The sequence below is a fragment of the Cupriavidus sp. BIC8F genome, from assembly GCF_032465815.1.
Taxonomy (GTDB): Bacteria; Pseudomonadota; Gammaproteobacteria; order Burkholderiales; family Burkholderiaceae; genus Cupriavidus; species Cupriavidus necator.
In genome coordinates, this window is sequence record NZ_CP136095.1 from 2470999 (window position 1) to 2493986 (window position 22988).

Annotated in this window: 17 protein-coding genes; 10 read left to right on the top strand and 7 right to left on the bottom strand. The window is 67.2% G+C overall.

What is annotated here, in order from left to right:
• Nucleotides 1–91 precede the first annotated feature (91 nt).
• Genes RS901_RS31450 through RS901_RS31460 form a run of 3 tightly spaced genes read left to right on the top strand, consistent with a single transcriptional unit; the run spans nt 92 to nt 3842 of the window.
• The gene (locus tag RS901_RS31450) at nt 92–1759 is read left to right on the top strand and encodes an ABC transporter substrate-binding protein (protein ID WP_316157335.1); all 1668 of its coding nucleotides are present in this window, start codon (nt 92–94) and stop codon (nt 1757–1759) included.
• Between the two features lie 24 nt (nt 1760–1783).
• Nucleotides 1784–2785 (top strand): ABC transporter ATP-binding protein, encoded by a 1002-nt coding sequence (locus RS901_RS31455; protein ID WP_316154475.1) that lies wholly within the window; start codon nt 1784–1786, stop codon nt 2783–2785.
• Entirely contained in the window at nt 2772–3842 is a 1071-nt protein-coding gene (locus tag RS901_RS31460) for a dipeptide ABC transporter ATP-binding protein (RefSeq protein WP_316154477.1), read from the top strand. The genes RS901_RS31455 and RS901_RS31460 overlap by 14 nt, the downstream gene beginning before the upstream one ends.
• 4 nt (nt 3843–3846) lie before the next feature.
• Here RS901_RS31460 and RS901_RS31465 read toward each other — a convergent pair whose 3' ends face one another.
• From RS901_RS31465 to RS901_RS31475, 3 genes are all read right to left on the bottom strand, one after another.
• A complete protein-coding gene (locus RS901_RS31465) occupies nt 3847–5085 on the bottom strand; it encodes a TetR/AcrR family transcriptional regulator (RefSeq protein WP_316154479.1) in 1239 nt (412 codons plus the stop codon).
• Between the two features lie 145 nt (nt 5086–5230).
• A complete protein-coding gene (locus RS901_RS31470) occupies nt 5231–6814 on the bottom strand; it encodes a fatty acid--CoA ligase (protein WP_316154481.1) in 1584 nt (527 codons plus the stop codon).
• Between the two features lie 75 nt (nt 6815–6889).
• A complete protein-coding gene (locus RS901_RS31475; RefSeq protein ID WP_316154483.1) occupies nt 6890–7672 on the bottom strand; it encodes an SDR family NAD(P)-dependent oxidoreductase in 783 nt (260 codons plus the stop codon).
• 265 nt (nt 7673–7937) lie between these two features.
• Between RS901_RS31475 and RS901_RS31480 the strand changes: the two genes are divergently transcribed.
• Both RS901_RS31480 and RS901_RS31485 read left to right on the top strand, forming a co-directional pair.
• Nucleotides 7938–10274: a mechanosensitive ion channel family protein gene (locus RS901_RS31480; RefSeq protein WP_316154485.1), complete on the top strand. Its 2337-nt coding sequence runs from the start codon at nt 7938–7940 to the stop codon at nt 10272–10274.
• A 347-nt stretch (nt 10275–10621) separates the two neighbouring features.
• Entirely contained in the window at nt 10622–11818 is a 1197-nt protein-coding gene (locus RS901_RS31485; protein ID WP_316154487.1) for a helix-turn-helix transcriptional regulator, read from the top strand.
• Between the two features lie 24 nt (nt 11819–11842).
• Here RS901_RS31485 and RS901_RS31490 read toward each other — a convergent pair whose 3' ends face one another.
• Nucleotides 11843–12733, bottom strand: coding sequence for a LysR family transcriptional regulator (locus RS901_RS31490; protein ID WP_316154489.1), 891 nt, complete (start codon nt 12731–12733; stop codon nt 11843–11845).
• A gap of 106 nt (nt 12734–12839) precedes the next feature.
• Between RS901_RS31490 and RS901_RS31495 the strand changes: the two genes are divergently transcribed.
• From RS901_RS31495 to RS901_RS31515, 5 genes are read left to right on the top strand one after another with little or no spacing between them, the layout of a single operon-like run.
• Nucleotides 12840–14063, top strand: coding sequence for a CoA transferase (locus RS901_RS31495; RefSeq protein ID WP_316154491.1), 1224 nt, complete (start codon nt 12840–12842; stop codon nt 14061–14063).
• A complete protein-coding gene (locus RS901_RS31500; protein WP_316154493.1) occupies nt 14060–14521 on the top strand; it encodes a MaoC family dehydratase in 462 nt (153 codons plus the stop codon). The genes RS901_RS31495 and RS901_RS31500 overlap by 4 nt, the downstream gene beginning before the upstream one ends.
• Before the next feature lie 50 nt (nt 14522–14571).
• The gene (locus RS901_RS31505; protein ID WP_316154495.1) at nt 14572–15561 is read left to right on the top strand and encodes a tripartite tricarboxylate transporter substrate binding protein; all 990 of its coding nucleotides are present in this window, start codon (nt 14572–14574) and stop codon (nt 15559–15561) included.
• Between the two features lie 40 nt (nt 15562–15601).
• Nucleotides 15602–16762 (top strand): acyl-CoA dehydrogenase family protein, encoded by a 1161-nt coding sequence (locus RS901_RS31510; protein WP_316154497.1) that lies wholly within the window; start codon nt 15602–15604, stop codon nt 16760–16762.
• 39 nt (nt 16763–16801) lie between these two features.
• Nucleotides 16802–17800, top strand: coding sequence for an acyl-CoA dehydrogenase family protein (locus RS901_RS31515; RefSeq protein ID WP_316154499.1), 999 nt, complete (start codon nt 16802–16804; stop codon nt 17798–17800).
• Nucleotides 17801–17831: 31 nt separating this feature from the next.
• On the opposite strand, the gene RS901_RS31520 is transcribed toward RS901_RS31515, so the two are convergent.
• The 3 genes from RS901_RS31520 to RS901_RS31530 all read right to left on the bottom strand — a co-directional run bounded on the left by RS901_RS31520 (nt 17832) and on the right by RS901_RS31530 (nt 22743).
• The gene (locus tag RS901_RS31520) at nt 17832–19385 is read right to left on the bottom strand and encodes a SpoVR family protein (RefSeq protein WP_316154501.1); all 1554 of its coding nucleotides are present in this window, start codon (nt 19383–19385) and stop codon (nt 17832–17834) included.
• A gap of 135 nt (nt 19386–19520) precedes the next feature.
• Nucleotides 19521–20783 carry a YeaH/YhbH family protein gene (locus RS901_RS31525; RefSeq protein ID WP_316154503.1) on the bottom strand — a complete coding sequence of 421 codons (1263 nt, stop codon included), beginning with the start codon at nt 20781–20783 and terminating at the stop codon, nt 19521–19523.
• A 37-nt stretch (nt 20784–20820) separates the two neighbouring features.
• Nucleotides 20821–22743 carry a PrkA family serine protein kinase gene (locus RS901_RS31530; protein WP_316154504.1) on the bottom strand — a complete coding sequence of 641 codons (1923 nt, stop codon included), beginning with the start codon at nt 22741–22743 and terminating at the stop codon, nt 20821–20823.
• Nucleotides 22744–22988 lie beyond the last annotated feature (245 nt).

A 22988-nucleotide genomic window follows, 5' to 3' on the forward strand; every position in this document is an offset into this window, starting at 1 on the left:
CGGCGGGGCACGGATTTCCCGCGCGGCCATGCCGCCGGGCCAACGGCAGTCGACCACGGAGGGCTTCGGTTTGAACACACAGGCATCCTCGATGTTGGCGGGTGTGGCGCTCGCATTGTGCGCAGCCACGGCGGGCGCGCAGAGCGACGCGCCCAAGTACGGCGGCACGCTGGAGATCGGCTCGGTCTACCCGACCATCTCGGCGCTGTCATGGGACCTGGCCGACTGGAACTGGAAGCAGAACTACGACACCGGCCAGGTCTACGAGCAGCTGTTCGTGGCCGACCTGTCCAAGTCCAGGCGCCTCGGCGGCAAGTACAGCTTCCAGGCCGACGCGTGGCTGCCCGAGGACGCCATCCGCGGCGAACTGGCCGAAAGCTGGAAGTGGCTCGATCCGCAGACGCTGGAAGTCAGGCTGCGCAAGGGCGTCAGGTTTCCTGCCAAGCCCGGCGTGATGGAAGAGCGGGAGCTGGTGGCGGACGACGTGGTCTTCAGCTACACGCGCCAGGCCGAAAGCGCGAAGAAGATCCCCACCTATTTCGACCACCTTGCCAAGGTGGAAGCGAAGGACAAGCATACGGTGCTGTTCCGCTTCAGCAAGTACAACGCCGAGTGGGACTACCGCTTCGGCTGGGGCTACTACTCCGGCATCATGCCGAAGGAGGTGGCCACCGCCGGCGCCGGCAACTGGAAGCACGTCAATGGCAGCGGCCCGTTCCAGCTGACCCAGTTCGTGCAGGGCAACGCCAGCACCTACACCCGCAACGCCTTGTACTGGGATACCGAGAAGGTGGGCGGCAAGGATTTCAAGCTGCCCTTCGTCGACAAGATGGTGCTGCGCACCATCAAGGACGAAGCCACGCGCAACACCATGCTGCGCACGGGCAAGCTCGACGTCATGGAAGGCATACGCTGGACCTCGGTGGAAGAGCTGAAGAAGAGCGCGCCGCAGCTGCAGTGGTCGCGCTGGCTGTCCTTCACCGGGCAGTACCTGGCCATGCGCGTGGACACCAAGCCCTTCAACGACATCCGCGTGCGCCGCGCGCTCAACATGGCGGTCAACAAGCAGGAGATCGTCAAGCAGTACTATGGCGGCAATGCGGAGCTGTTTGCCTATCCGCAGCACCCGGACTATGTGGGCTACTTCGAGCCGCTCAGCGCCATGCCGGAGAACGTGAAGGAGCTCTTCACCTACAACCCCGACAAGGCCCGCAAGCTGCTGGCCGAGGCCGGCTACCCCAAGGGCTTCAAGTTCAAGGTGCAGGTGTGCGCATGCGCGCCGGACCATATGGAGCTGCTGCCGCTGATCGCGGCATACCTGGAACAGGTCAACGTGCGCATCGAAATCCAGCCGATGGAGTATGGCGCGTTCCTGTCCGCGATGACGACCCGGACCAATGCGCCCGGCTACATGATGGCCAACGGCCATACCAATCCCACCACCACGATCCGCAAGAGCTTCGTGCCGGGACAGGTATGGAACGCCGCGCAGTGGGGCAACGACGCTTACACCAGGCGGGTCGAAGCCGCCTTCGAGCTGCGCGATCTCGGCAAGCGGCAGGAAGCGCTGCGCGGGCTCACGCGCGACATCCTGGCCGAGGCGCCCTATATCTGGCTGCCCACGCCCTACATGTACACCGCCTGGTGGCCGTGGGTACGCAACTACGGCGGCGAGCTGCGCGCGGGCGCGGTGCGGCCCGGGCCGATCTATGCACGCATGTGGATCGACCAGGACATGAAGAAAAAGCTTGGCTTCTGAGCCGCGCCACCCGAGGAGACATGCATGACGCAGCCCATCCTGCAGGTCAGGGACCTCACCACGCGCTTTCGCACCGATCGCGGCGTGGTGACCGCCGTCGACCAGGTCTCGTTCGACGTGGCCCCGGGCGAGACCCTGGCCATCGTCGGCGAATCCGGCTCGGGCAAGAGCGTGACGGCCCTGTCGATACTGGGCCTGATCCCCGCCCCGGGCGGTTCGATCGACGCCGGCGAGATCGTGTTCGAGGGCCAGGACTTGCTCAGGCTCGCCCCCCGCGGCATGCGCGCCATCCGCGGCAACCGGATCGCGATGATCTTCCAGGAGCCGATGTCGTCGATGAACCCGGCGCTGACCATCGGCAAGCAGATTGCCGAGCCCATCCACCTGCATCGCGGCCTGCCCTGGAAGACCGCGCTGGGGATGGCCGGCGAGCTGCTCGGCAAGGTCCAGATCCCCGAGCCCCAGAGCCGGCTTTCAGCCTATCCGCACCAGTTCTCAGGCGGCATGCGGCAGCGCGCGATGATTGCCATGGCGCTGGCCTGCGAGCCGCGGCTGATCATCGCCGACGAGCCCACCACCGCGCTCGACGTCACCGTGCAGGCCCAGATCCTGGACCTGCTGAAGGACCTGGCCGAGCGCATGGGCACGGCGCTGATCCTGATCACGCATGACCTGGGCGTGGTGGCGCGCTATGCCGACCGGGTTGCCGTGATGTACGGCGGCAGGCTGGTGGAGACCGCCTCCGCCGAGGCCCTGTACCGGCAGCCCGCCCACCCCTACACGCGCGGGCTGATGGCCTCCGTGCCGCGCATTGACGGCGACACCCGGGAGCCGCTGGTTCCCATCGAAGGCCAGCCGCCCGACCTGACGGCGCTGGGCCCGGGCTGCGCCTTCCTGCCGCGCTGCAAGCAGGCGATCGACCAGTGCCGCAGCGCCCGGCCGCCGTTGCACGGCGTGCCGGACGCGGCAACGCGGCAGCTCTCCGACCAACATTTCAAGGCGTGTTTCCTCCATGAACTCCATTGAAGCGATAGCGGAGCCGGCAACTGGCAACGGCGGTGTGCAGGCTGGCGTGCAGCGTGACGCGCGGGCCGACGTGCAGAGTGGCGATGAGATCCTGCGCGTCGACGACCTCAAGGTGCATTTCCCGGTCACGCGCGGCGTGCTGCTCAAGCGCCAGGTGGGCTCGGTCAGGGCGGTCGACGGTGTGTCATTCACGCTGCGCCGGGGCGAGACCCTGGGCCTGGTCGGCGAAAGCGGCTGCGGCAAGTCCACCACGGGGCTTGCCATCCTCAAGATGCTGGCCGCCAGCGCCGGACGCATCGCCTTCCGCGGCGACGACCTGGCCAGCTTCACGCGGGCGCAGGAGAAGCAATTCCGCCGCAGCGTGCAGATGGTCTACCAGGACCCCTTCGGCTCCCTGAACCCGCGCATGAAGGTCAGCGACATCATCAGCGAACCGCTGGAGGTGCATGACTTCCCCGGCGGGCGTAGCGCCCGCCGCGCGCGCGTGGCGGAGTTGCTGGACATGGTCGGGCTGCTGCCCTATATGGCGGACCGCTACCCGCACGAGTTCTCCGGCGGGCAGCGCCAGCGCATCGGCATCGCCCGCGCGCTGGCGCTCGGGCCCAGCGTCATCGTCTGCGATGAGCCGGTGTCGGCGCTCGACGTGTCGATCCAGGCGCAGGTGGTCAACGTGCTGATGTCGCTGCAGCGGCGTCTTGGCCTGTCCTACCTGTTCATCGCGCACGACCTGGCCGTGGTGCGGCATATCAGCGACCGCATCGCGGTGATGTACCTGGGCCGCATCGTCGAGATCGCAAGCCGCGAGGCGCTCTACGCCCGCCCCCGCCATCCCTACACCCAGGCGCTGCTGTCGGCGGTGCCGGTGGCCAGCGTGGAAGGCGAGCGCAGCCGCAAGCGCATCGTGCTGCAAGGCGAGGTGCCAAGCCCGATGAATCCGCCGTCGGGATGCCGCTTCCATACGCGCTGCCCGGTGGCGATGGCGCGTTGCCGCAGCGAAGACCCGGCGCTGCAGGCGCAGCCGGATGGCCAGATGGTGGCCTGCCACCTCTACACTTGAGCGCTCAGGGCTCCGACAGGATCCCCATCAGCAACGGCCGCACGAACAGGTCAGCGGCGTTGTCCGCATGGGCGTCACGCACCCAGCGGGACAACTCCACCGCGGCATTGATCATGCCGTTGACCTGCAGCGCGGCAATGGACTGGTCCAGCGCCCGGATCGAGCCATCCTGCATGCCCAGCACCATGAAGCGCACGATCCGCGCCGACAGCCGGCTCATGGTCAGCATCTTCTCCTTGCGCATGTCCTCGGGCAGTGCGCCATAGATGGTCAGGCGCAGCAGCGGCCCCTGGCTGGAGAACTGGTATTGCACCAGCGCCCGCGACACCGCGCACAGCTTGTCCCAGCCGGTGCCGGGGCCGTTCTCCACCAGCGTCTGGGTATTGCGGATCACTGCGAACATGCGGTCGACGCAGGCCGAGATCAGGTCGTCCTTGTTCTCGTTGTGGTGATAGAACGCGCCTTTGGTCAGGTTCAGCCGCGCCGAGATGCGGTCGGCCGACGCGCCGCGATAGCCCTGCTCGTTGAGCAGCTCGGTCGCCGCGCGCAGGAACGCCTCCTGCGTTGTCTCGGGCTTGTCCGGCGCCGGCAGCAGCGCGGATACGTCCATCTGCGCATGCCAGCGGGCCGACGGCGCGGCAATGCCGTGCAGCAGCACGTCGACCACGGTCTGCGCCACCTTCGGATAGTCCTCAGGCTCATAGCGCTCCACCCACGACATCGCGCCGGTCGCCAGCGACAGCAGCAGGTGGGCGCGCGCGCTCAGCGCACTGCGCTGCGCCGGATCGGCCGGCGGGCGCTCGCGCAGCAGCTGGCGGATGCGGCGGAACATGTCCGTGTAGGCGTCGAATGCGATATCGGCATGGCTGTCCGGCAGCGCCCGGATCTCGCGAAAGCTCATCAGCTCAGGCCGCTCGCCGGTGGCGGTACGCGCCAGGCGCTCGAAGAACAGCGCGATGAAGGCCTCCACCCGGTCGCGCGGCGCCGGCTGATGCTGGGCCGCGCTGGCAATGTCCACCATCTCGCCGATGGCGCGCAGCAGGCACGCCACCACCAGGTCTTCCTTCTTGCGGTAGTAGTACGTGATGCTGTTGGTGCTCAGGCCCACGTCCTCGGCGACATCCGACAAGGTGGTGCCCCGTACGCCCTGGTGGTTGAAGCGCCGCGCGGCGGCGTCCAGGATGGCCTCGCGCTTTTCGACATAGCGGCGGGTCAGGCGGGCTTGCGCGGGGTCCTTGGACATGGCTTGGGGGGTGGTCGCGCAATATTGCGGGTGACGTGGTAAGGCGGCACAGTGCCTGCGCGGATTATAGCGGGCGCCCCGCTCCCTGCCCGCCAAAGCAAAAGCCCGCCAGTGACGGCGGGCTTTGGCTTGCTGCTTGCCGGCGTCAGTTCACCCGCCGGTTCATCCCTTCCCAGAACGGCTCGCGCAGCTTGCGCCGCAGCAGCTTGCCCGAGGGGTTGCGCGGCAGCGCCTCGACAAACTCGATGCTCTTGGGCACCTTGAAGCCCGCCAGCCGCTGGCGCGTCCACGCGATGATGCCGGCCTGATCCGGCGCCTGCCCCGGCTTGAGCACGACGATGGCCTTGACCGCCTCGCCCCACTTCTCGTCCGGCACGCCGATCACCGCCACGTCGGCCACCTGCGGGTGGCCGTAGATCGCGCTTTCAACCTCGGCCGGATAGACGTTCTCGCCGCCGCTGATGATCATGTCCTTGACGCGGTCATGGATGTACAGGTAGCCCTCGGCATCCATGTAGCCCGCGTCGCCGGTGCGCAGCCAGCCTTCGGCGTCGATGGTGCGCGCGGTCTCTTCGGGCTGCTTCCAGTAGCCGGCCATGTTGTGCTGCGAGCGCACCACGAGCTCGCCGACCTCGCCCGGCGCGAGCTGGCGGCCTTCATAGTCGACCACCTTGATCTCCACGCCAGGCAGCGGCTTGCCCGCGGCACGCATGCGCGGCACTTCCTCGGTGGTGTGGTCCTCGGGCGGCAGCGCCACGATGGTGCCGGTGGTCTCGGTCATGCCGTACTGCTGCACGAAGCCGCAGCCGAACACCTCGATGCCCTCGCGCAGCAGCGCCGCGGGAATCGGCGCGGCGCCGTACAGCAGGTACTTCAGGCGCGAGTAGTCCACCTGGCGCGCGCGCGGGTCGCGCAGCACGATCTGCATCGCGGCCGGCACCAGGAACAGCTTGCTGATTCGTTCCTTCTCGATAAAGTCGAGCACCGCGCGCGGATCGAACTCGCGCGCGACCACGCCCTTGGCACCGGACAGCAGGTTGCGCAGGCCCCAGCCGGAGCCGCCGATATGCGCCACCGGCATCGCCACCAGCGAAACATCGTCGGCGACCCAGTGCGACCAGAGCACGTTCTCGCGCTCGCTGACTTCGGTGCCGATGGTCAGGTTGCGGTGCGTGAGCATCGCGCCCTTGGGCCGGCCGGTGGTGCCGGATGTGTACAGCTGCAGCAGCACGTCATGCGCGGCGGGCTGGTGCGCGGGCGGCGTGTCCGGCTGCGCGTCGCGCCAGTCGGTGTAGCACTGCCAGTCGCCTTGCTCGGCGCACGGCTCCATCACCACCACCTTGCGCACCATCGGCAGCGTGGGCAGCAGGTTCCGGACCATTGCTGCCGATTCCGCCCCGACGAAGAGCACCACGGCATCGCAATGGCCGAGGATGAACTCCACCTCGGGCGGCGCCAGGCGCCAGCTGGCCGGCGTCATCACCGCGCCGATCTTGGACGCGCCAAGCAGCAGCTCGAAATAATGGTCGCTGTTCTTGCCGATATAGCCAATGCGCTCGCCGACCCCGGCGCCTTCAGCCAGCAGGGCCTGTGCCACGCGATTGGTGTTCCGCTCGAACCCGGCATAGGTGGTCTGCCGGCCTTCGAACGCATACGCCACCGCCTCGGGCCGCAGGCGCGCGAAGTGGCGTACCGCGTGGGGCAGTGTCGTCAGATAGCTGAAGTCCATCCGCGTCTCCTGGTTTTGATGGTGTCCGGACCAGCGGTGCGCGGGCCCGGACACGACGATGTGCTGGCGCTACGCTCAGCGCGGCGCCATGCGGATGGCGCCGTCCAGGCGCACCGACTCGCCGTTGAAATAGCCGTTGCGGCACATCTCGACGGCCAGCGAGGCAAACTCTTCCGGCTGCCCCAGGCGCTTGGGGAACGGCACCGAAGCGGCCAGCGCGGCCTTGACGTTCTCTGCCGCGCCCTGCAGCAGCGGCGTATTGAAGATGCCCGGCAGGATGGTGTTGACGCGGATGCGTTCACCCGCCAGGTCACGCGCGATCGGCAGCGTCATGCCGACCACGCCGGCCTTCGATGCCGAGTACGCGGCCTGGCCCATCTGGCCGTCCTGTGCCGCCACCGACGCGGTATTGATGATCACGCCGCGCTCGCCGCCGGCGCTGTCCAGCGTCAGCATGCCCGCGGCCGAGCGTGCGATGCAGCGGAAGGTGCCGATCAGGTTGATCTGGATGATGCGCTCGAAGGCATCGGTCGGGAAATGCTTGATCTGGTCCGGCGCTTCCTTGGAACGCGAGGCGGTCTTGATGGCGTTGCCCGTGCCGGCGCAGTTGACCAGGATGCGTTCCTGGCCGATGGCGGCGCGCGCCTTGGCAAAGCCGGTCTCGACCTCGGCCTCTGAGGTGACGTTGACCTGGCAGAACACGCCGCCCAGTTCACGCGCCAGCGCTTCACCCTTTTCCACGCTGAGGTCGAACAGCGCCACACGCACGCCCTGCGCTGCCAGCGCACGTGCCGTTGCCGCGCCCAGGCCCGAAGCGCCACCCGTCACCACTGCCGATACCGATGCATTGAGTTCCATATCGTCTTTCCTTTGTCTCTAGTCTCTGGCCCGGCCGGATCCAGCGCGGTCCCGCGGTTTGATGAAGCCGGCAGGCGCAAGAATCGCCTGTACCGGAGTGGGCTCGAGATTCGTGGATCGGCCGTTGCGACGCATCGTCCGAAGCGACGAATGAGGATGGCGCGTGCCTGCGGCGCGCTCCGGCACCCGGCGCGACCAATGCGCTACAGTGACGCGATCGACGGCCATTCCGGCGCCGCCCGGCACCGGCAACCGACTACGAACCATGCACAAACCCGAACACCACGCCCCCACCCCTGCGCCCCGCTGGCATGCCGCACTGCAGCCGGTGCTGCGTGCGTTCGCCGTGCTGGCCGCGCTGTTGACGCTGCTGTGCGCCATCCCGGCGCACGCCGCCCCGGCCGGCTCCCTCGCGGCACTGCTGGGCAAGGCGGAGAAGCCCGCGGCGCCGGCCAGCGCACCCGCCGCCAGCGTGCCGCTGGCGCAGTCGCTGGACCAGGTGATCGCCACGCTGCAGAACGACGGCGAGCGGCGCGCCCTGGTGGGCCAGCTGCAAACCATGCGCCAGGGGCTGGGTGCCTCCGGGGCCGCGCCCGCCTCCGCCGCGGCAGCCCCGGCCGGCGCCTCCGCGCCAGGCCTGATCGGTGCCGTCGCTGAAGTGCTGGACGAGGTCGATACCCATCTGCGCAAGGATCGCGGCCCGTGGCAGTTCTGGCGCTGGCGCACGCGCTTCGCGGGCGAGGAGTGGCACGCTGCGCTCACCCACAACGGCACCCGCACGACGCTGGCCTCGCTGCGTGAATTCGCGCTGGTGCTGGCAGCCTGGGCGGTGAGCGGCGGGGTCTTGTGGGAGATCGGCCACCGCATCCGGCGCCGGCGCGCGCGCAAACCCACGCGCGCCGAGCGCGGCAAGCTGCCCGAGCTGCCATCGTGGGTCGACGTCGGCGTCTTCATGCTGCGCCATATCGGGCCCTGGGTGGTGGCATTCGGGCTGACCTTGCTGCTGGCCCAACGCGTATTTGCCCAATCGCCGGCCAGCGTCGCCGCCGTGCTGGTAGCGTATGCAATCGTGGCGGGGGCGATCGCGGCAGCGGTGTGCCAGGTCATCTTCACGCTGTTCCGCAGCGCGCACCGGCAACTGGCGGTGCGGCAGCTGCTGGCGCACTCACCGTGGCTGCTGTTCTGCACTGGGGCGCTGGCGGCACTGGGTGACGGCGCCACCGACAGCCGCGTGATCGCCGTGCTCGGCACCAACCTGTGCGCGCTGGTGGCCACCGTGGCCAATATCGCCGCGGCCCTGGGCATCGGCGCGTTCGCGCTGTGTTTCCGCCGGCAGATCGGCCAGCTGATCGGCCAGCGGCCGCTGGCCTTCCGCCAGGCCCACCCGGCCGCGACCGACCTGCTGCGGCTGGCCGGCCAGGCCTGGCACCTGCCGGTGCTGGCGGTGGTGGTGGCATCGGTGGTCGGCACCATCCTGGCCACCGGCCATGCGGATGTGTTCCTGCGCCGCACGGTGGCGTCGGTGGCGCTGTTCCTCGCCGGGCTGTTGCTGACGATGGTGGCGGGGCACTCGCCCAAGGCCACCGCACGCGCGCCGCGCATCCGCGACCGCCGCCGCTCGGCTTACCTGCAGCGCTTCGGGCGCTTTGCGCTGGCACTGGTGCGCGTGCTGATCTGGGCAGTCTTCATTGAGATGGTGATGCGCGTCTGGGGCACGTCGCTGGTGCGCCTGGCCGAGTCGTCCGCCGCGGGCCGCCATCTCACCGAGACGGTCTTCAGCGTCACCAGCACGGTGCTGCTGGCATGGCTGGTCTGGCTGCTGATCGACACCGCCATCATGCAATCACTGTCGCCGGCGCACGGGCGCGGCGCGCAGCCCAGCCTGCGGGCCAAGACCATCCTGCCGCTGGTGCGCAACGCCTCGCTCATCGGCCTGCTGCTGATCACGGTGATCGCGGTGCTGGCCAACCTGGGCGTCAACGTGACGCCGCTGCTGGCCGGTGCGGGCGTGGTCGGCCTGGCCATCGGCTTCGGCGCGCAAAGCCTGGTGCAGGACCTGATCACGGGGCTGTTCATCGTGGTCGAGGACTCCATCGCCATCGGCGACTCGATCGAGCTGCCGGACCACGCCGGCGTGGTCGAAGCCATGACCATCCGCACGGTCAGGCTGCGCGACGGCCGCGGCGCGCTGCACACGCTGCCGTACAGCCAGATCAAGGCAGTCAAGAACCTGTCGCGCGGCTATGCCTACGCGGTGTTCAACATCGGCATCACCTACCAGAGCGACCTGGACCAGGCGCTGGAGCTGATCCGCACCACCGGCGCCGAACTGGCACGCGACCATCACTACGCGCGCAACCTGATGTCGGGGCTGGACATCCTGGGGCTGGACCGTTTCGACCCCAACGGGCCGGTGGTGATGGCACAGTTCAAGACCCGGCCGCTGATGCAGGCCGAGATCACGCGCGCCTTCAACGCGCGGCTCAAGCGCAATTTCGACGCCAGCGGCATCCGCATGGCATCGCCGAGCCTGACGATTCAGGTGGATGGCGGGGTCGCGCAACTGGCGGGCAAGGAGGACGTGAACCCTGCGCCACAATAGCCAGCGCTGCTGTGGCATGGGAGAAACGCTGGACAATTTCAGCGTTGAAGATTTTGAAGTTTTCCTCAAGCGTATTACCTTCGCGCCGCGGCATGATCACGCCCCTGCCTGGCCTGGCGGGGAGTTACGCTGCGCAATCCGTGTTTCCCCCCCTACACGGGGGATAAAACAAACAACATTGTTTGGCATGATTGCGGTACGGCGGACATGATGGGAAAATGCGCGCCGCCAGCAGCATCCGTATCGGTGCAGATACAGAACGCCAGAACGGGACCGATAACACAAAAAGATGTAGCCACTTGCCGTGGCACAGAGCAATAGGCGTTTGCCACCGGGGGGATCTGAACATGGGCGAACACCCGACTACGGACGAGGACTTCCATCGCCTGGTCGACTCAATCTACGAGTCCGCACTGGACGTTGCGGCCATGCCCGCCGCCCTCGACCTCTTTTCCCGATACACCTGCACAGGCAGCCCGCGTTACCTGATCTGGGACAAGCTGGCCGGCCATGCCCGCCTTGGCGTGACCCCGCACGGCTGCTTCACCAGTGGCGTCAGCATGCCCGACTGGCTGCCCGGTCCGCTCGACCTGCCCCATCCGGGCGCTTGCTGCACGCCCAATGACGCCCCCGCGCTGGCCTGCGACGGCACGTCCGCGCTGGCGGCCTCGCACGATGGCGGCATGGCGGATGCGGCCACGGCTGCGCTGGCCTGCAGCGGACTGGAACAAGGCATCCGCCTGATTGAGAACGCCGAGGTTTGCGTGCTGATGAGCGGCACCAGCGCAGGCAGCATCAGCACTGGCCAGCGCGAGCGGCGCCTGGCCCACGTGATGCCGCACTGGGTGCGCGCGGCACGGATGCAGCAACGCAACTTCGAGCTGAGCGGGCTGGCCAGCCTGGGCCTGGCCGGGCTGGATACGCTGGATTTCGGCGTGATGGTGCTGCAGGCGGACCTGCGCGTGCGCTATGCCAACAGCTGGGCCGAGGCGCTGGTGCAGGCCGACGGCCACCTGTCGCTGCAGGGCGGCGTGCTGCGCGCCCACAGCGACACGCTGCAGGCGGTGCTGCGCAAGCTGCTCGATGGCGCCATGCGTGCCCGCGGCACGGAAGCGGCCTCCGGCTCGTGGATGCACATCACCTCCGGCGGACAGCCGGTGCCGATCATCGTCACGCCGCTGGTGTCGCGCCAGCCGGTGGAGGGCCCGTGGCAGCTGCCGGCCGCGATGATGCTGTTCGGCAACTCGGAATCGCGCTCGGTGCTGGATGCCGGCGTGCTGACCTCGCTGTTCGGGCTGTCGCGCAAGGAAAGCATTATCGCGGTCCGCCTGGCTGCCGGCGAAACCCTCAACGAAATTGCCGAGCGCGAATTTCTTTCGCCCCACACCGTGCGCGTGCATATCCGCGACACGCTGCGCAAGACCGGCACGCATCGGCAGTCAGAACTGGTGCGGCTGCTGCACCTGCTGCCGGGCGTGAACCTGGAGCGCGCCGGCGTGACGCCGCCTGCGCGGCCGCGCAAGCCGCGCACGCGAGCCTCCTGAGACGCTACACCACCCGCCCGCCCATCAGTTCACCGCCGCCTGCGCCGCCGCCAGGAAGCGCTTCACCTGGCGGTCGCCGTCATCGGGCCGCGCCGCCAGCGCAATGCCGATGCGCCCGGCCGGACGCGGGCTGGACAATGACAGGAAGCGCACGCGCCGGTTGGCGTAGCGGGCTGCCACGCTCGGTACCAGGGCCACGCCAAGCCCACTCTCGACCAGGCTGACCTGGGTCTGCACCTGCACCGCCTCCTGCGTGACGCGCGGCACAAAGCCCGCCTGCTGGCACAGCAGCATCGCCACCGCGTGCAGGTTGGGCACCTGCGCCGCCGGATACATGATGAAGGGCTCGTCCGCGAGCGCGCGCAGCGGGATGGCGTCTGCGCTTGCCAGCGGGCTGTCAGCCGGCACTGCCGCGACAAAGACGTCGTTTTCCAGCGGCGTCAGCGAATAGTTGCCGGTGTTCAGGATCGGGAAGCGCACCAGGCCGGCGTCGATCTGGTGCTTTTCCAGGCGGTCCAGGATCGCGGCGGTGGTGGATTCATGCAGGATCAGCTCGATGCCGGGATGCGCCGCGCGGAACGCCGGGATCAGCTTGGGCAGCAGCGCATACGTCGCCGAGCCGATAAAGCCGATGCGCAGGGCGCCGCGCTCGCCCTGCCCCGCGGCGATCGCCGCGGCACGTGCCTGCTGTGCATGGAACAGCGCACGGCGCGCATCGTGCAGCGCGGCCTCGCCCGCCTGCGTCAGCCGCACCCCGCGCGAGGTGCGCGCGAACAGCGCCGTGCCGAGCTGGTCCTCGAGCTTGCGGATGGAAATGGAAAGCGGCGGCTGCGCCATGTGCAGGCGTTCGGCGGCGCGGTGGAAGTTGCCCGTCTCGGCCAGGGCGACGAACTGCTGCAGCTGGCGGAAGTCCATGGCTCGTTAATATCCTCTGAATATCGATTTCTAAAAAACTAATATTAGACCAAGCCTCGCTCGCTGATCTACCCTGTGCCCCACAGTCAACAAGATCGGAGACAACATGCTGCCGCTTGCAGGCATCCGCGTGGTCGACCTGTCCACGGTGGTGATGGGGCCGTATGCCAGCCAGTGGCTGGCCGACCTTGGCGCCGAGGTGATCAAGGTCGAGCCGCCCGAGGGCGATTCCACGCGCCGCACCGGCCCCGCCACCGAGCCCGGCATGGCGGCCATTTTCCTGGGCGTGAACCGCAGCAAGCGCAGCGTGGTGCTGGACCTGAAGCAGCCGGCCGCCCAGGCCGCGCTGGACCGCGTGCTGGCCGGCGCCGACGTGCTGATGCACAGCATGCGCCCGCAGAAGCTGGCCGCGCTGGGACTGGCGCCCGATGACGTGCGGGCGCGCCACCCGGAGCTGGTCTTTGTCAGCCTGCTCGGCTTTGCCGAGGATGGCCCCTATGGCGGCCGCCCGGCGTACGACGACATCATCCAGGGCCTGTCCGGCAATGCCGCGTTGATGGCGGCGCAAACCGGCGACAGCCGCTACTTCCCCACCATCGCCGCGGACAAGACCAGCGGGCTGGTGGCAGCGCTGTCGGTCTGCGCGGCGCTGGCCGGGCGCGCGCGGCGCAATGCCGATGGCAGCACCGGCCACGGCACGCTGGTCGAAGTGCCGATGTTCGAATCCATGGTCGCCTTCAACCTGGTCGAGCACTTCTACGGCCGGCATTTCGAGCCGCCGCGCGGCCCCAGCGGCTACCCCCGCGTGCTGGCGCCACTGCGCCGCCCGTACCGCAGCGCCGACGGCTACGTCTGCATGATGCCGTACACCGACGCTCACTGGCGCGACTTCTTCCACGCCGCCGAGCGCCCCGAGCTGGCCGCCGATGCGCGCTTTGCCGATATCGCGGCACGCACGCGGCATATCGAGACGCTGTACGAGCTCACTGGCGAAGTCGTGCAGGGACAGACCACTGCGCACTGGGTGGAGCTGTGCGAACGCCTGCAGATCCCGGTGGCGCGCATCAATGAACTCGACGACCTGCCGGCCGATCCGCACCTGGCCGCCACCGGCTTCTTCGAAACCGTCGAAGACCCGGCCATGGGCACGTTGCGTTTTCCCGGCGCGCCGGTGCGCTTCGACAGCCAGCGCGCGCCGCTGGGCATCCCGCCGCGGCTGGGCGAGCACACCGGGAGCGTGCTGGCGCAGGCGGGACTATCCGCAGAAGCGATCGCGCAATTGCAACAAAGCGGTGCCGCACGCTGCGCGCCCGCCAAGGAGACACCATGACGCATGCAGAGCTGCCCCGCCTCGGCCAGGGCTTCTACTGGCAAGACCTGCAGGAAGGCCAGGCCTTCCGCACCTTCGCCCGCACCGTGACCGAGACCGACCTGGTCAATTTCATCTCCGTGACCGGCATGGTCGAGGCCATCTTCATCGAAGCCGGCTATGACGGTGGCGCCATCCAGGGCCGGCCGGTGCCGGCGGCGCTGACCTACACGCTGATCGAGGGCTTCATCCTGCAAACCATGATCCAGGGCACCGGGCTGGCCATGCTGGAACTGACACAACAGATCCACGCGCCCGTGATAGTGGGCGACACCATCCACGCCACCGTAACCGTGACCGGCATCCGCCCGACCTCGCGCAGCGGCCGCGCCGTGGTGGATTCGCGCATCGAGGTGTTCAACCAGCGCGGTGAGCAGGTCATGACCTACACCGCGCGCCGGTTGCTGGCGGGACGCTGAACCCATGGCGGCATCCGCCGCGTGGCTGCATGGACGGAGGAGACAAGCACATGAAGGCAAAGACTTTCATCACGACACTGGCTGCCGCGGCAGCCATCGTATTGCCAGCGGTGCTGGCGCAGCCGGCGGCGGCCGCCGATGCCGCCTACCCGTCGCACCCGATCCGCATGGTGGTGCCGTTCCCGCCGGGCGGCCCGACCGACCTGGTGTCGCGCGTGATCGCACGGCGCATGAGCGAGGCGCTCGGCCAGCAGGTGCTGGTCGACAACCGGCCCGGCGCCAACGGCAATATCGGCGCGGAGATTGTCGCCAAGGCGCCGGCCGACGGCTATACGGTGCTGTACAACACCTCGTCGATCGCGCTGAGCCCGGCGCTCTACCGCAAGCTCAGCTACGACGTGAAACGCGATTTCGCCCCGGTGGCGCTGACGGCGATGGTGCCGCTGGTGCTGGAGGTCAACGCGCAGCTGCCGGTACAGAACCTGAAAGAGTTCATCCAGTACCTGAAGGCCAACCCCGACAAGCTCACCTACGGCTCGGCTGGCAACGGCAACGTGACGCACCTGGCGGCCTTCATGTTCCTGCAGGCCAACGGTCTGTCGGCAGTGCATGCGCCCTACAAGGGCAGCGCGCCGGCACTGACCGACCTGGCCAGCGGGCAGGTGCAGTTCATGGCCGACACCATCAATTCATCGCTGCCCTTCATCCGCGACAAGCGCATGCGCGCACTGGCCGTCACCAGCACCACGCGCAGCGCCCAGTTGCCGGACGTGCCCACCCTTGCCGAAACCGTGCAGCCGGGCTTCGAGGTCGGCGCCTGGCAGGGCATGATGGTGCCTGCCAGGACACCGGCCGAGATCGTGCGCAAGCTCAATGCCGCCGCCACCAAGGCGCTGGCCCACCCCGAGACGCGCGCGAGCCTGGCCGCGCAGGGTGCGGAGCCGCGCGGATCGACCCCGGAGGCCTACGCCGCCTACCTCAGCACGGAAATGGCGCGCTGGCAAAAGGTCGTGAAGGATTCAGGCGCGACGCTGGACTGAGACCACTGCCACCAGCCAATACCAGACACAGGATTTCACCGTGACCGCATTGCTTTCCACCTTCGCCCTGACCTCCCTGCCGCCGCACGCCGTGGCGTTCCGCGGCGAGGTGCGGGCCTTTCTCGAAGCACACCTGCCCGCGCTGCCGCCGGAAACGCGCGCGCGCTCGTGGATGGGATTCGACGCCGCCTTCAGCCGGGCGCTGGCCGCGCGCGGCTGGGTCGGCATCACGCTGCCGGCTCAGTTCGGCGGCGCGGGCCTGGACCCGTTTTCGCGTTTCGTGCTGGTGGAAGAGCTGCTGGCCTGCGGCGCGCCGGTGTCGGCGCACTGGATCGCCGACCGCCAGAGCGGCCCGCTGATCCTGCGCTACGGCAACGACGCGCAGAAGGCGCGCTACCTGCCGGCGATCAGCCGCGGCGAGGCCTTCTTCTGCATCGGCATGAGCGAGCCCAACTCTGGCTCGGACCTGGCCAGCGTGGCCACGCGCGCGGTGCGCCAGGCGGACGGCAGCTGGCGCCTGAACGGCCGCAAGATCTGGACCACCAATGCCGACCGCTGCCACTTCATGATCGCGCTGGTGCGCACCTCAGGCACGCCGCAGGACCGGCAGGCCGGGCTGTCGCAGTTCATCGTCGACCTGCACGCACCGGGCGTCACGGTGCGGCCGATCCACGACCTGGCGGGCGACGCGCACTTTTCCGAAGTCACCTTCGACGACGTGGCGCTGGCCCCGGACGCGCTGGTCGGCCAGGAAGGCAGCGGCTGGGAGCAGGTCAATGCCGAGCTGGCATTCGAGCGCAGCGGCCCGGAGCGCCTCTATTCCAGCGTGGTGCTGCTCGACACCTGGCTCGACGCCATGCGCCGGCTGCCGCCCGCACGGCGCGACACGGTGACCGCGGGCCGGCTCGCCGGCCACCTGGCGGTGCTGCGCGCCATGTCGCTGGCAGTCACGTCGCGGCTGGCCGCCGGTGCAAGCCCGGTGGTGGAGGCCGCGCTGGTGAAGGACCTGGGCACGACCTTCGAGCAGTCGATTCCGGCACTGGTGGAAGCCGCGCTCGGTGATGAACCCGCCCTGGCGGCCGATGGGGCGCTGTACCGGACCCTGGCCTATGTCACGCAGATCGCGCCGTCGTACTCGCTGCGCGGCGGCACCCGCGAAATCCTGCGCGGCATGATCGCGCGCGGGCTGGGCCTGCGTTGAATCCGCCCCCGTCGACAGCCACCCTGAACGAGATACCCCATGCATAACGCCTACTCCGACGCCCTCGACGCGCTGCTGCGCGACTGCTGCCCGCCCGCCACCGTGCGCGCGCTGGAACAGCAGGCCAATCCGCAGCCGCTGTGGCAAGCGCTGCTGGAAAGCGGCTTTGCCGACTGCCTGCTGCCCGAATCCGCCGGCGGCGCCGCGCTGCCGCTGCGCGAGCTGGCGCCGGTGCTCTTTGTCACCGGCCGCCACGCCTTGCCGCTGCCGCTGGCGCAGACCATCTTTGCGCGCGCGCTGCTGCAGGCGCATGGCATCGCCCTGCCCGCCGGCCCGGTCGCGCTCGCCGGCTTTGAAGACGGCGCCGGCGCTGCGCTGGTGGCGGATGCCCGCCATGCGCAGTGGTTCCTGCTGCAAGATGGCGAGCGTTGCCTGCTGCTGTCGGCGGCCGACGCCCGCGCCGAAGCGACCGGCGCCCATCACGACCTGACGCTGCGCGTGCCGCACCCTGACGCCGCGGCGCCAGCGGCCTTTGCACTGCCCGCCGGCACCCTGCGCACGCTGGGCGCCTGCCTGCACACGGCGCAACTGGCCGGCGCGCTGTCGCACGTGCTCGACCTGACGCTGCAGTACGCCAACGACCGCCAGCAGTTCGGGCGCGCCATCGGCAAGTTCCAGGCGATCCAGCACCAGGTCAGCGAGATGGCCGAGCACGTTGCCGCGGCACGCGTGGCCGCACAGCTGGCCTGCGACAGCGGCACCGGCACGCCCGACCGGCTGCGCGCGGCCATCGGCAAGCTGCGCGCCAGCGATGCGGTCACGCCGGTGGCCGCCATCGCCCACGCCGTGCACGGCGCCATCGGGATCACGGAGGAATACGACCTGCAGCTCTATACGCGCCGGCTGCATGCGTGGCGCGTGGCGGACGGGTCGGAGCGCTGGTGGAGCCGGGTGCTGGGCGAGGAGGTGTGCGCCAGCGCCGGCCGCAACGCGGTGGAACTGGTGCGCGAATGGTGCGAGCCCGCGCCCGCCGCCTGAGCGGCGGGGCTCAACCCCGGCAATCTCGGGATCAGGCGGCCAGGCTGAGGCCGCCGCCGTGCGGGCGGCGGTGGCGCCGTTCCGGCTTGCACTCGTACTTCAGCTCGGTGCGGCCGTCCTCATAGGCCACCTCGAGCCGCACGGTGAAGCCCCACAGCCGGGTCACGTGCCGGATCACCTCATCGAAGTTGTGCGCCAGCGGCCGGCGGTCGTTCTGCAGGTGCCGCAGCGTCAGCGAGCGGTCGCCGCCGACGTCGACATTGGTGACCTGGATATTGGGCTCCATGCTGGAGAGGTCATATTGCGCCGCCATCAGCTGACGGATCGCGCGGTAGCCTTCATCGTTGTGGATCGCGGTGACGCGCAGCTTGCCTTCGCGGTCATCGTCCAGCACCGAGAACAGCTTCAGCTCGCGGATCACGCGCGGCGACAGGAACTGCAGCAGGAAGCTCTCGTCCTTGAAGTTGCGCATGGCAAAGTCCAGCGTCTTGCGCCAGTCACTGCCGGCGAATTCCGGAGCCCAGCGGTAGTCCTCTTCGGTCGGGTTTTCGCACATGCGGCGCAGATCCTGGAACATCAGGAAACCGACCGTGTAGGGGTTCATGCCGCTGTAGTAGGGGCTGTTGTACGGCGGCTGGTAAATCACGTTGGTATGCGCCTGCAGCAGCTCCATCATGAACGCATCGTTGACCAGCTTTTCCTCGTACAGCTGGTTGATGATGGTGTAGTGCCAGAACGTGGCCCAGCCTTCGTTCATGACCTTGGTCTGGCGCTGCGGATAGAAGTACTGCGCGATCTTGCGCACGATGCGCACGATCTCGCGCTGCCACGATGCCAGCTTGGGCGCGTTCTTCTCGATGAAGTACAGCAGGTTCTCCTGCGGCTCCGGCGGGAAGATGATTTCCCCCTCGGATGCGTCGTCGTCCGACGCCAGCGCATGCGGCCGGGTCTTGGGCAGGGTGCGCCACAGGTCGTTGACCTGCATCTGCAGGTAGTTCTCACGATCGGCCTGGCGCGCCTTCTCTTCGGTGATGGACAGCTTCTTGGGGCGCTTGTAGCGGTCCACGCCGTAGTTCTGCAAGGCGTGGCAAGAGTCCAGCAGCAGTTCCACCTCGCGTTCGCCGTAACGCTGCTCGCACTCGGCCACGTAGTTCTTGGCAAACAGCAGGTAGTCCACGATGGCGTCCGCGTTGGTCCAGGTGCGGAACAGGTAGTTGCCCTTGAAGAAGGCGTTGTGGCCGTAGCAGGCGTGCGCGATCGTCAGCGCCTGCATCGGCATGGTGTTCTCCTCCATCAGGTAGGCGATGCAGGGATTGGAGTTGATGACGATCTCGTAGGCCAGCCCCATGTGGCCGCGCTGGTAGCTGCGCTCGGACGCCAGGAAGTGCTTGCCGTAGGACCAGTGGCTGTAGCCAACCGGCAGCCCCGCCGACGCATAGGCGTCGAGCATCTGCTCGGCGGTGATGATCTCGATCTGGTTGGGATAGGTATCCAGCCCGAATTCGCCGGCGATGCGGGCGATCTCGCGGTCATACCGTTTGATCAGCTCGAAGGTCCATTCCGAACCCGTGGAGAGATAAGCCATCTTCGCCCCTTGTTGCCCGGGCAAGGCGCCAGACCCGTCCGGCGCGCACGGCATCGCCGCGCCGCGTGGTCCGCGTTGCCTCGCCATTTGCCTTCACTGTGGCCCGCCGCAAGGAAGGCCAGGATCGGCGCCACCCTATGCTGCGCGCTTCTGGAACAGGTCGTGCAGCACCGGGTAGATCTCGTCCGCACCGATAATGCGCTGCATCGCAAAGTGGTCGAACTGTCCCTTGACCGTCAGATACTCTTCCCAGAGGTTCTGCGGCTCTTCCGATGCGACTTCAACATATGCGTAGTACTGCACCAGTGGCAGGATCGAATCGCGCAGCAGGCGTCCGCACAACTCGGAATCACCGGCCCAGTTATCACCGTCTGACGCCTGAGCGCAGTAGATGTTCCACTGGCTCGGCGGGTAGCGGTCGTGGATCACTTCCACCATCAGCTTCAGCGCACTGGACACCACGGTACCACCGGACTCGCGCGAGTGGAAGAAGTCTTCCTCATCGACTTCCTTCGCCACCGTGTGATGGCGAATAAACACGACGTCGATGCGCTCGTAGTTTCGCTTCAGGAACAGGTACAGCAGCATGAAGAAGCGCTTGGCCAGGTCCTTGCGGCTCTCGTCCATCGAGCCGGACACGTCCATCAGGCAGAACATCACCGCCTGGGCCTGCGGGCGCTTCTTCAGCACGCGGTTGTTGTAGCGCAGGTCGAGCTTCTCGATAAAGGGCACGCGGTCGATGCAGGCACGCAGGTGCCGCATCTTCTCCATCACCTCGAGCGTGCCTTCGGCATAGGGGCCGTCCTTGTCCAGCGCCTCGCTGTATTCCAGCTCCAGTTCGCGCAGGCGCTTCTGGTAAGGGCTGGACAAGGCGATGCGCCGCCCCAGCGAACTGCGCATGGTGCGCAGCACCGACAGGTTGGCAGGCGTGCCGTCGATGGAAAAGCCGGCGCGCACCTTGCGCACCTCGGCGATCTTGGCGAGGTGGCGCTTGGCCAGGTCCGGCAGCGCCATGTCCTCGAAGAAGAAGTTCAGGAAATCCTCGCGCGACAGCGTAAAGACGAAATCGTCTTCGCCTTCGCCGCTGTCGCTGGCACGCGAACCGGTCCCGCCACCGCCCTGCTGCTGGCGGTCGAAGGAATCACCCTTGACGAACTTCTTGTTGCCAGGGTGAATCCACTCGCGCCGCCCGCCCGGGCCGTGGTGGAAGATCGGTTCGGAGATGTCCTTGACCGGAATGGACACCTGGCCGCTCTGCTCGATGTCCATGATCTTCCGGCCGGACACCGCCTTTGCCACCGCCTGCCGTATCTGCTCGCGGTAGCGCTTGATGAAACGTTGCTGGTTGACGGCACTCTTGTTGCCGCCGTTCTCGCGCCGATCGATGACCGTAGCCATAAGTTGCCCTCGTTGAGAGACCTGTTCCGCGGCGCCGTTACGATGACTTTCTTACGCGCAGATACCACTCCACCAGAAGTCTCACTTGCTTGGGCGTGTACCCCTTCTCGACCATGCGGTTGACGAAGTTCTCGTGCTTGTCCTGGTCTTCGCGAGAAGACTTGGCGTTGAACGAGATCACCGGCAGCAGGTCCTCCGTGGTGGAGAACATGCGCTTCTCGATCACCATCCGCAGCTTTTCATAGCTGGTCCAGACCGGGTTCTTGCCACTGTTGTTGGCCCGTGCCCGCAGCACGAAGTTGACGATCTCGTTGCGGAAGTCCTTCGGGTTCGAGATACCCGCGGGCTTCTCCACCTTCTCAAGCTCGTCGTTCAGCGCGTTGCGGTCGAGGATCTCGCCGGTGTTGGGATCGCGGTACTCCTGGTCCTGAATCCACAGGTCGGCGAACACCACATAGCGGTCGAAGATGTTCTGCCCATACTCCGAATACGACTCCAGGTAGGCAGTCTGGATCTCCTTGCCGATGAACTCCACGAACGGCGTGGTCAGGTACTCCTTGATGTACGACAGCAGCTTGGATTCCTGCTCCGGCGGGAACTGCTCGCGCTCGATCTGCTGTTCGAGCACATACAGCAGGTGCACCGGGTTGGCCGCCACTTCGGTGTTGTCGAAGTTGAAGACCTTGGACAGGACCTTGAACGCAAAGCGCGTCGACAGCCCGTTCATGCCTTCGTCGATGCCGGCGTAGTCGCGGTATTCCTGGTACGACTTCGCTTTCGGATCCACGTCCTTCAGGCTCTCGCCGTCATAGACGCGCATCTTCGAGAAGACATTGGAGTTCTCGGGCTCCTTGATGCGCGTGAGCACCGCGAACTGCGCCATCATCTTCAGCGTGTTGGGCGCGCACGGGGCGGCCGACAGCGAACTGCTGCGCAGCAGCTTGTCGTAGATCTTCACCTCGTCGGACACGCGCAGCACGTACGGCACCTTGACGATATAGATCCGGTCCAGGAAAGCCTCGTTGTTCTTGTCCGCCTTGAAGGTCGTCCACTCAGCCTCGTTCGAGTGCGCCAGGACGATGCCGTCGAACGGGATCGCGCCGAAGCCCTCGGTGCCCTTGTAGTTGCCTTCCTGCGTTGCCGTCAGCAGCGGGTGCAGGACCTTGATGGGCGCCTTGAACATTTCAACGAACTCAAGCAGGCCGCGGTTGGCCAGGCAGAGCCCGCCGGAATAGGAGTAAGCGTCCGGATCGTCCTGCGGAAAATCTTCCAGCTTGCGGATGTCGACCTTGCCGACCAGCGAGGAAATATCCTGGTTGTTTTCGTCGCCAGGCTCCGTCTTCGAGATCGCAATCTGCGACAGCACCGAAGGGCGCAGCTTGACCACCCGGAACCTGGTGATATCGCCGTTGAACTCGTGCAGGCGCTTGACCGCCCAGGGCGAGGCAATGGTGTTCAGATACCGGATCGGAATGCCGTAGTCCTCTTCCAGGATCTTGCCGTCTTCCTCTGGCGCGAACAGCCCCAGCGGCGATTCATGGATCGGCGAACCCTTGAGCGCGTAGATGGGGATCTCCTCCATCAGCGCCTTGAGCTTTTCAGCGAGCGAGGACTTGCCACCACCCGGGGGCCCGAGCAGGTAGAGGATCTGCTTGCGCTCTTCCAGGCCCTGCGCCGCGTGCTTGAAGAACGCGACGATCTGTTCGATCGTGTCCTCCATGCCATAGAAGTCACGGAAGGCCGGATAGATGCGGATGACCTTGTTGAAGAACAGGCGGGACAGCCTGGGGTCGTGGTGGGTATCCACCAGCTCAGGCTGGCCGATGGCGGCAAGCATGCGTTCCGCAGCAGTCGCGTAGGCAGTCGGATCCTTCTTGCAGATCTCCAGGTAGTCCTGGATGCTGTATTCCTCTTCCTTGCGAGCTTCGAAGCGCGTAGCGTAATGGCCAAAAATGTCCATACCTCACTCCCGTCAGAGTTCACGTCCGAGGCGTGCTACCCCTAAGGCTTCGCGCAACGTTCGCGGCACACCACCCCGGCCTGGCGACCTGTCATGTTGCGAAGTCTTTACTTCATCATAGTCAAATAACGGCGATGGTGGAGTCCGAGTTGACGAATCTTGCATCGATGCAACGGCTGTTTCGTTGCTGCATTTTCTGCATGATTTCGCTTCAGCTTTTGGCTGGATTTCCGCTCGGGCCTTGC

Bases quoted from the DNA above. Each gene is read 5' to 3' on its own strand.
- RS901_RS31450 (WP_316157335.1), top strand. From the start codon at position 92: ATGTTGGCGGGTGTGGCGCTCGCATTGTGCGCAGCCACGGCGGGCGCG.
- RS901_RS31455 (WP_316154475.1), top strand. From the start codon at position 1,784: ATGACGCAGCCCATCCTGCAGGTCAGGGACCTCACCACGCGCTTTCGC.
- RS901_RS31460 (WP_316154477.1), top strand. From the start codon at position 2,772: ATGAACTCCATTGAAGCGATAGCGGAGCCGGCAACTGGCAACGGCGGT.
- RS901_RS31465 (WP_316154479.1), bottom strand. From the start codon at position 5,085: ATGTCCAAGGACCCCGCGCAAGCCCGCCTGACCCGCCGCTATGTCGAA.
- RS901_RS31470 (WP_316154481.1), bottom strand. From the start codon at position 6,814: ATGGACTTCAGCTATCTGACGACACTGCCCCACGCGGTACGCCACTTC.
- RS901_RS31475 (WP_316154483.1), bottom strand. From the start codon at position 7,672: ATGGAACTCAATGCATCGGTATCGGCAGTGGTGACGGGTGGCGCTTCG.
- RS901_RS31480 (WP_316154485.1), top strand. From the start codon at position 7,938: ATGCACAAACCCGAACACCACGCCCCCACCCCTGCGCCCCGCTGGCAT.
- RS901_RS31485 (WP_316154487.1), top strand. From the start codon at position 10,622: ATGGGCGAACACCCGACTACGGACGAGGACTTCCATCGCCTGGTCGAC.
- RS901_RS31490 (WP_316154489.1), bottom strand. From the start codon at position 12,733: ATGGACTTCCGCCAGCTGCAGCAGTTCGTCGCCCTGGCCGAGACGGGC.
- RS901_RS31495 (WP_316154491.1), top strand. From the start codon at position 12,840: ATGCTGCCGCTTGCAGGCATCCGCGTGGTCGACCTGTCCACGGTGGTG.
- RS901_RS31500 (WP_316154493.1), top strand. From the start codon at position 14,060: ATGACGCATGCAGAGCTGCCCCGCCTCGGCCAGGGCTTCTACTGGCAA.
- RS901_RS31505 (WP_316154495.1), top strand. From the start codon at position 14,572: ATGAAGGCAAAGACTTTCATCACGACACTGGCTGCCGCGGCAGCCATC.
- RS901_RS31515 (WP_316154499.1), top strand. From the start codon at position 16,802: ATGCATAACGCCTACTCCGACGCCCTCGACGCGCTGCTGCGCGACTGC.
- RS901_RS31520 (WP_316154501.1), bottom strand. From the start codon at position 19,385: ATGGCTTATCTCTCCACGGGTTCGGAATGGACCTTCGAGCTGATCAAA.
- RS901_RS31525 (WP_316154503.1), bottom strand. From the start codon at position 20,783: ATGGCTACGGTCATCGATCGGCGCGAGAACGGCGGCAACAAGAGTGCC.
- RS901_RS31530 (WP_316154504.1), bottom strand. From the start codon at position 22,743: ATGGACATTTTTGGCCATTACGCTACGCGCTTCGAAGCTCGCAAGGAA.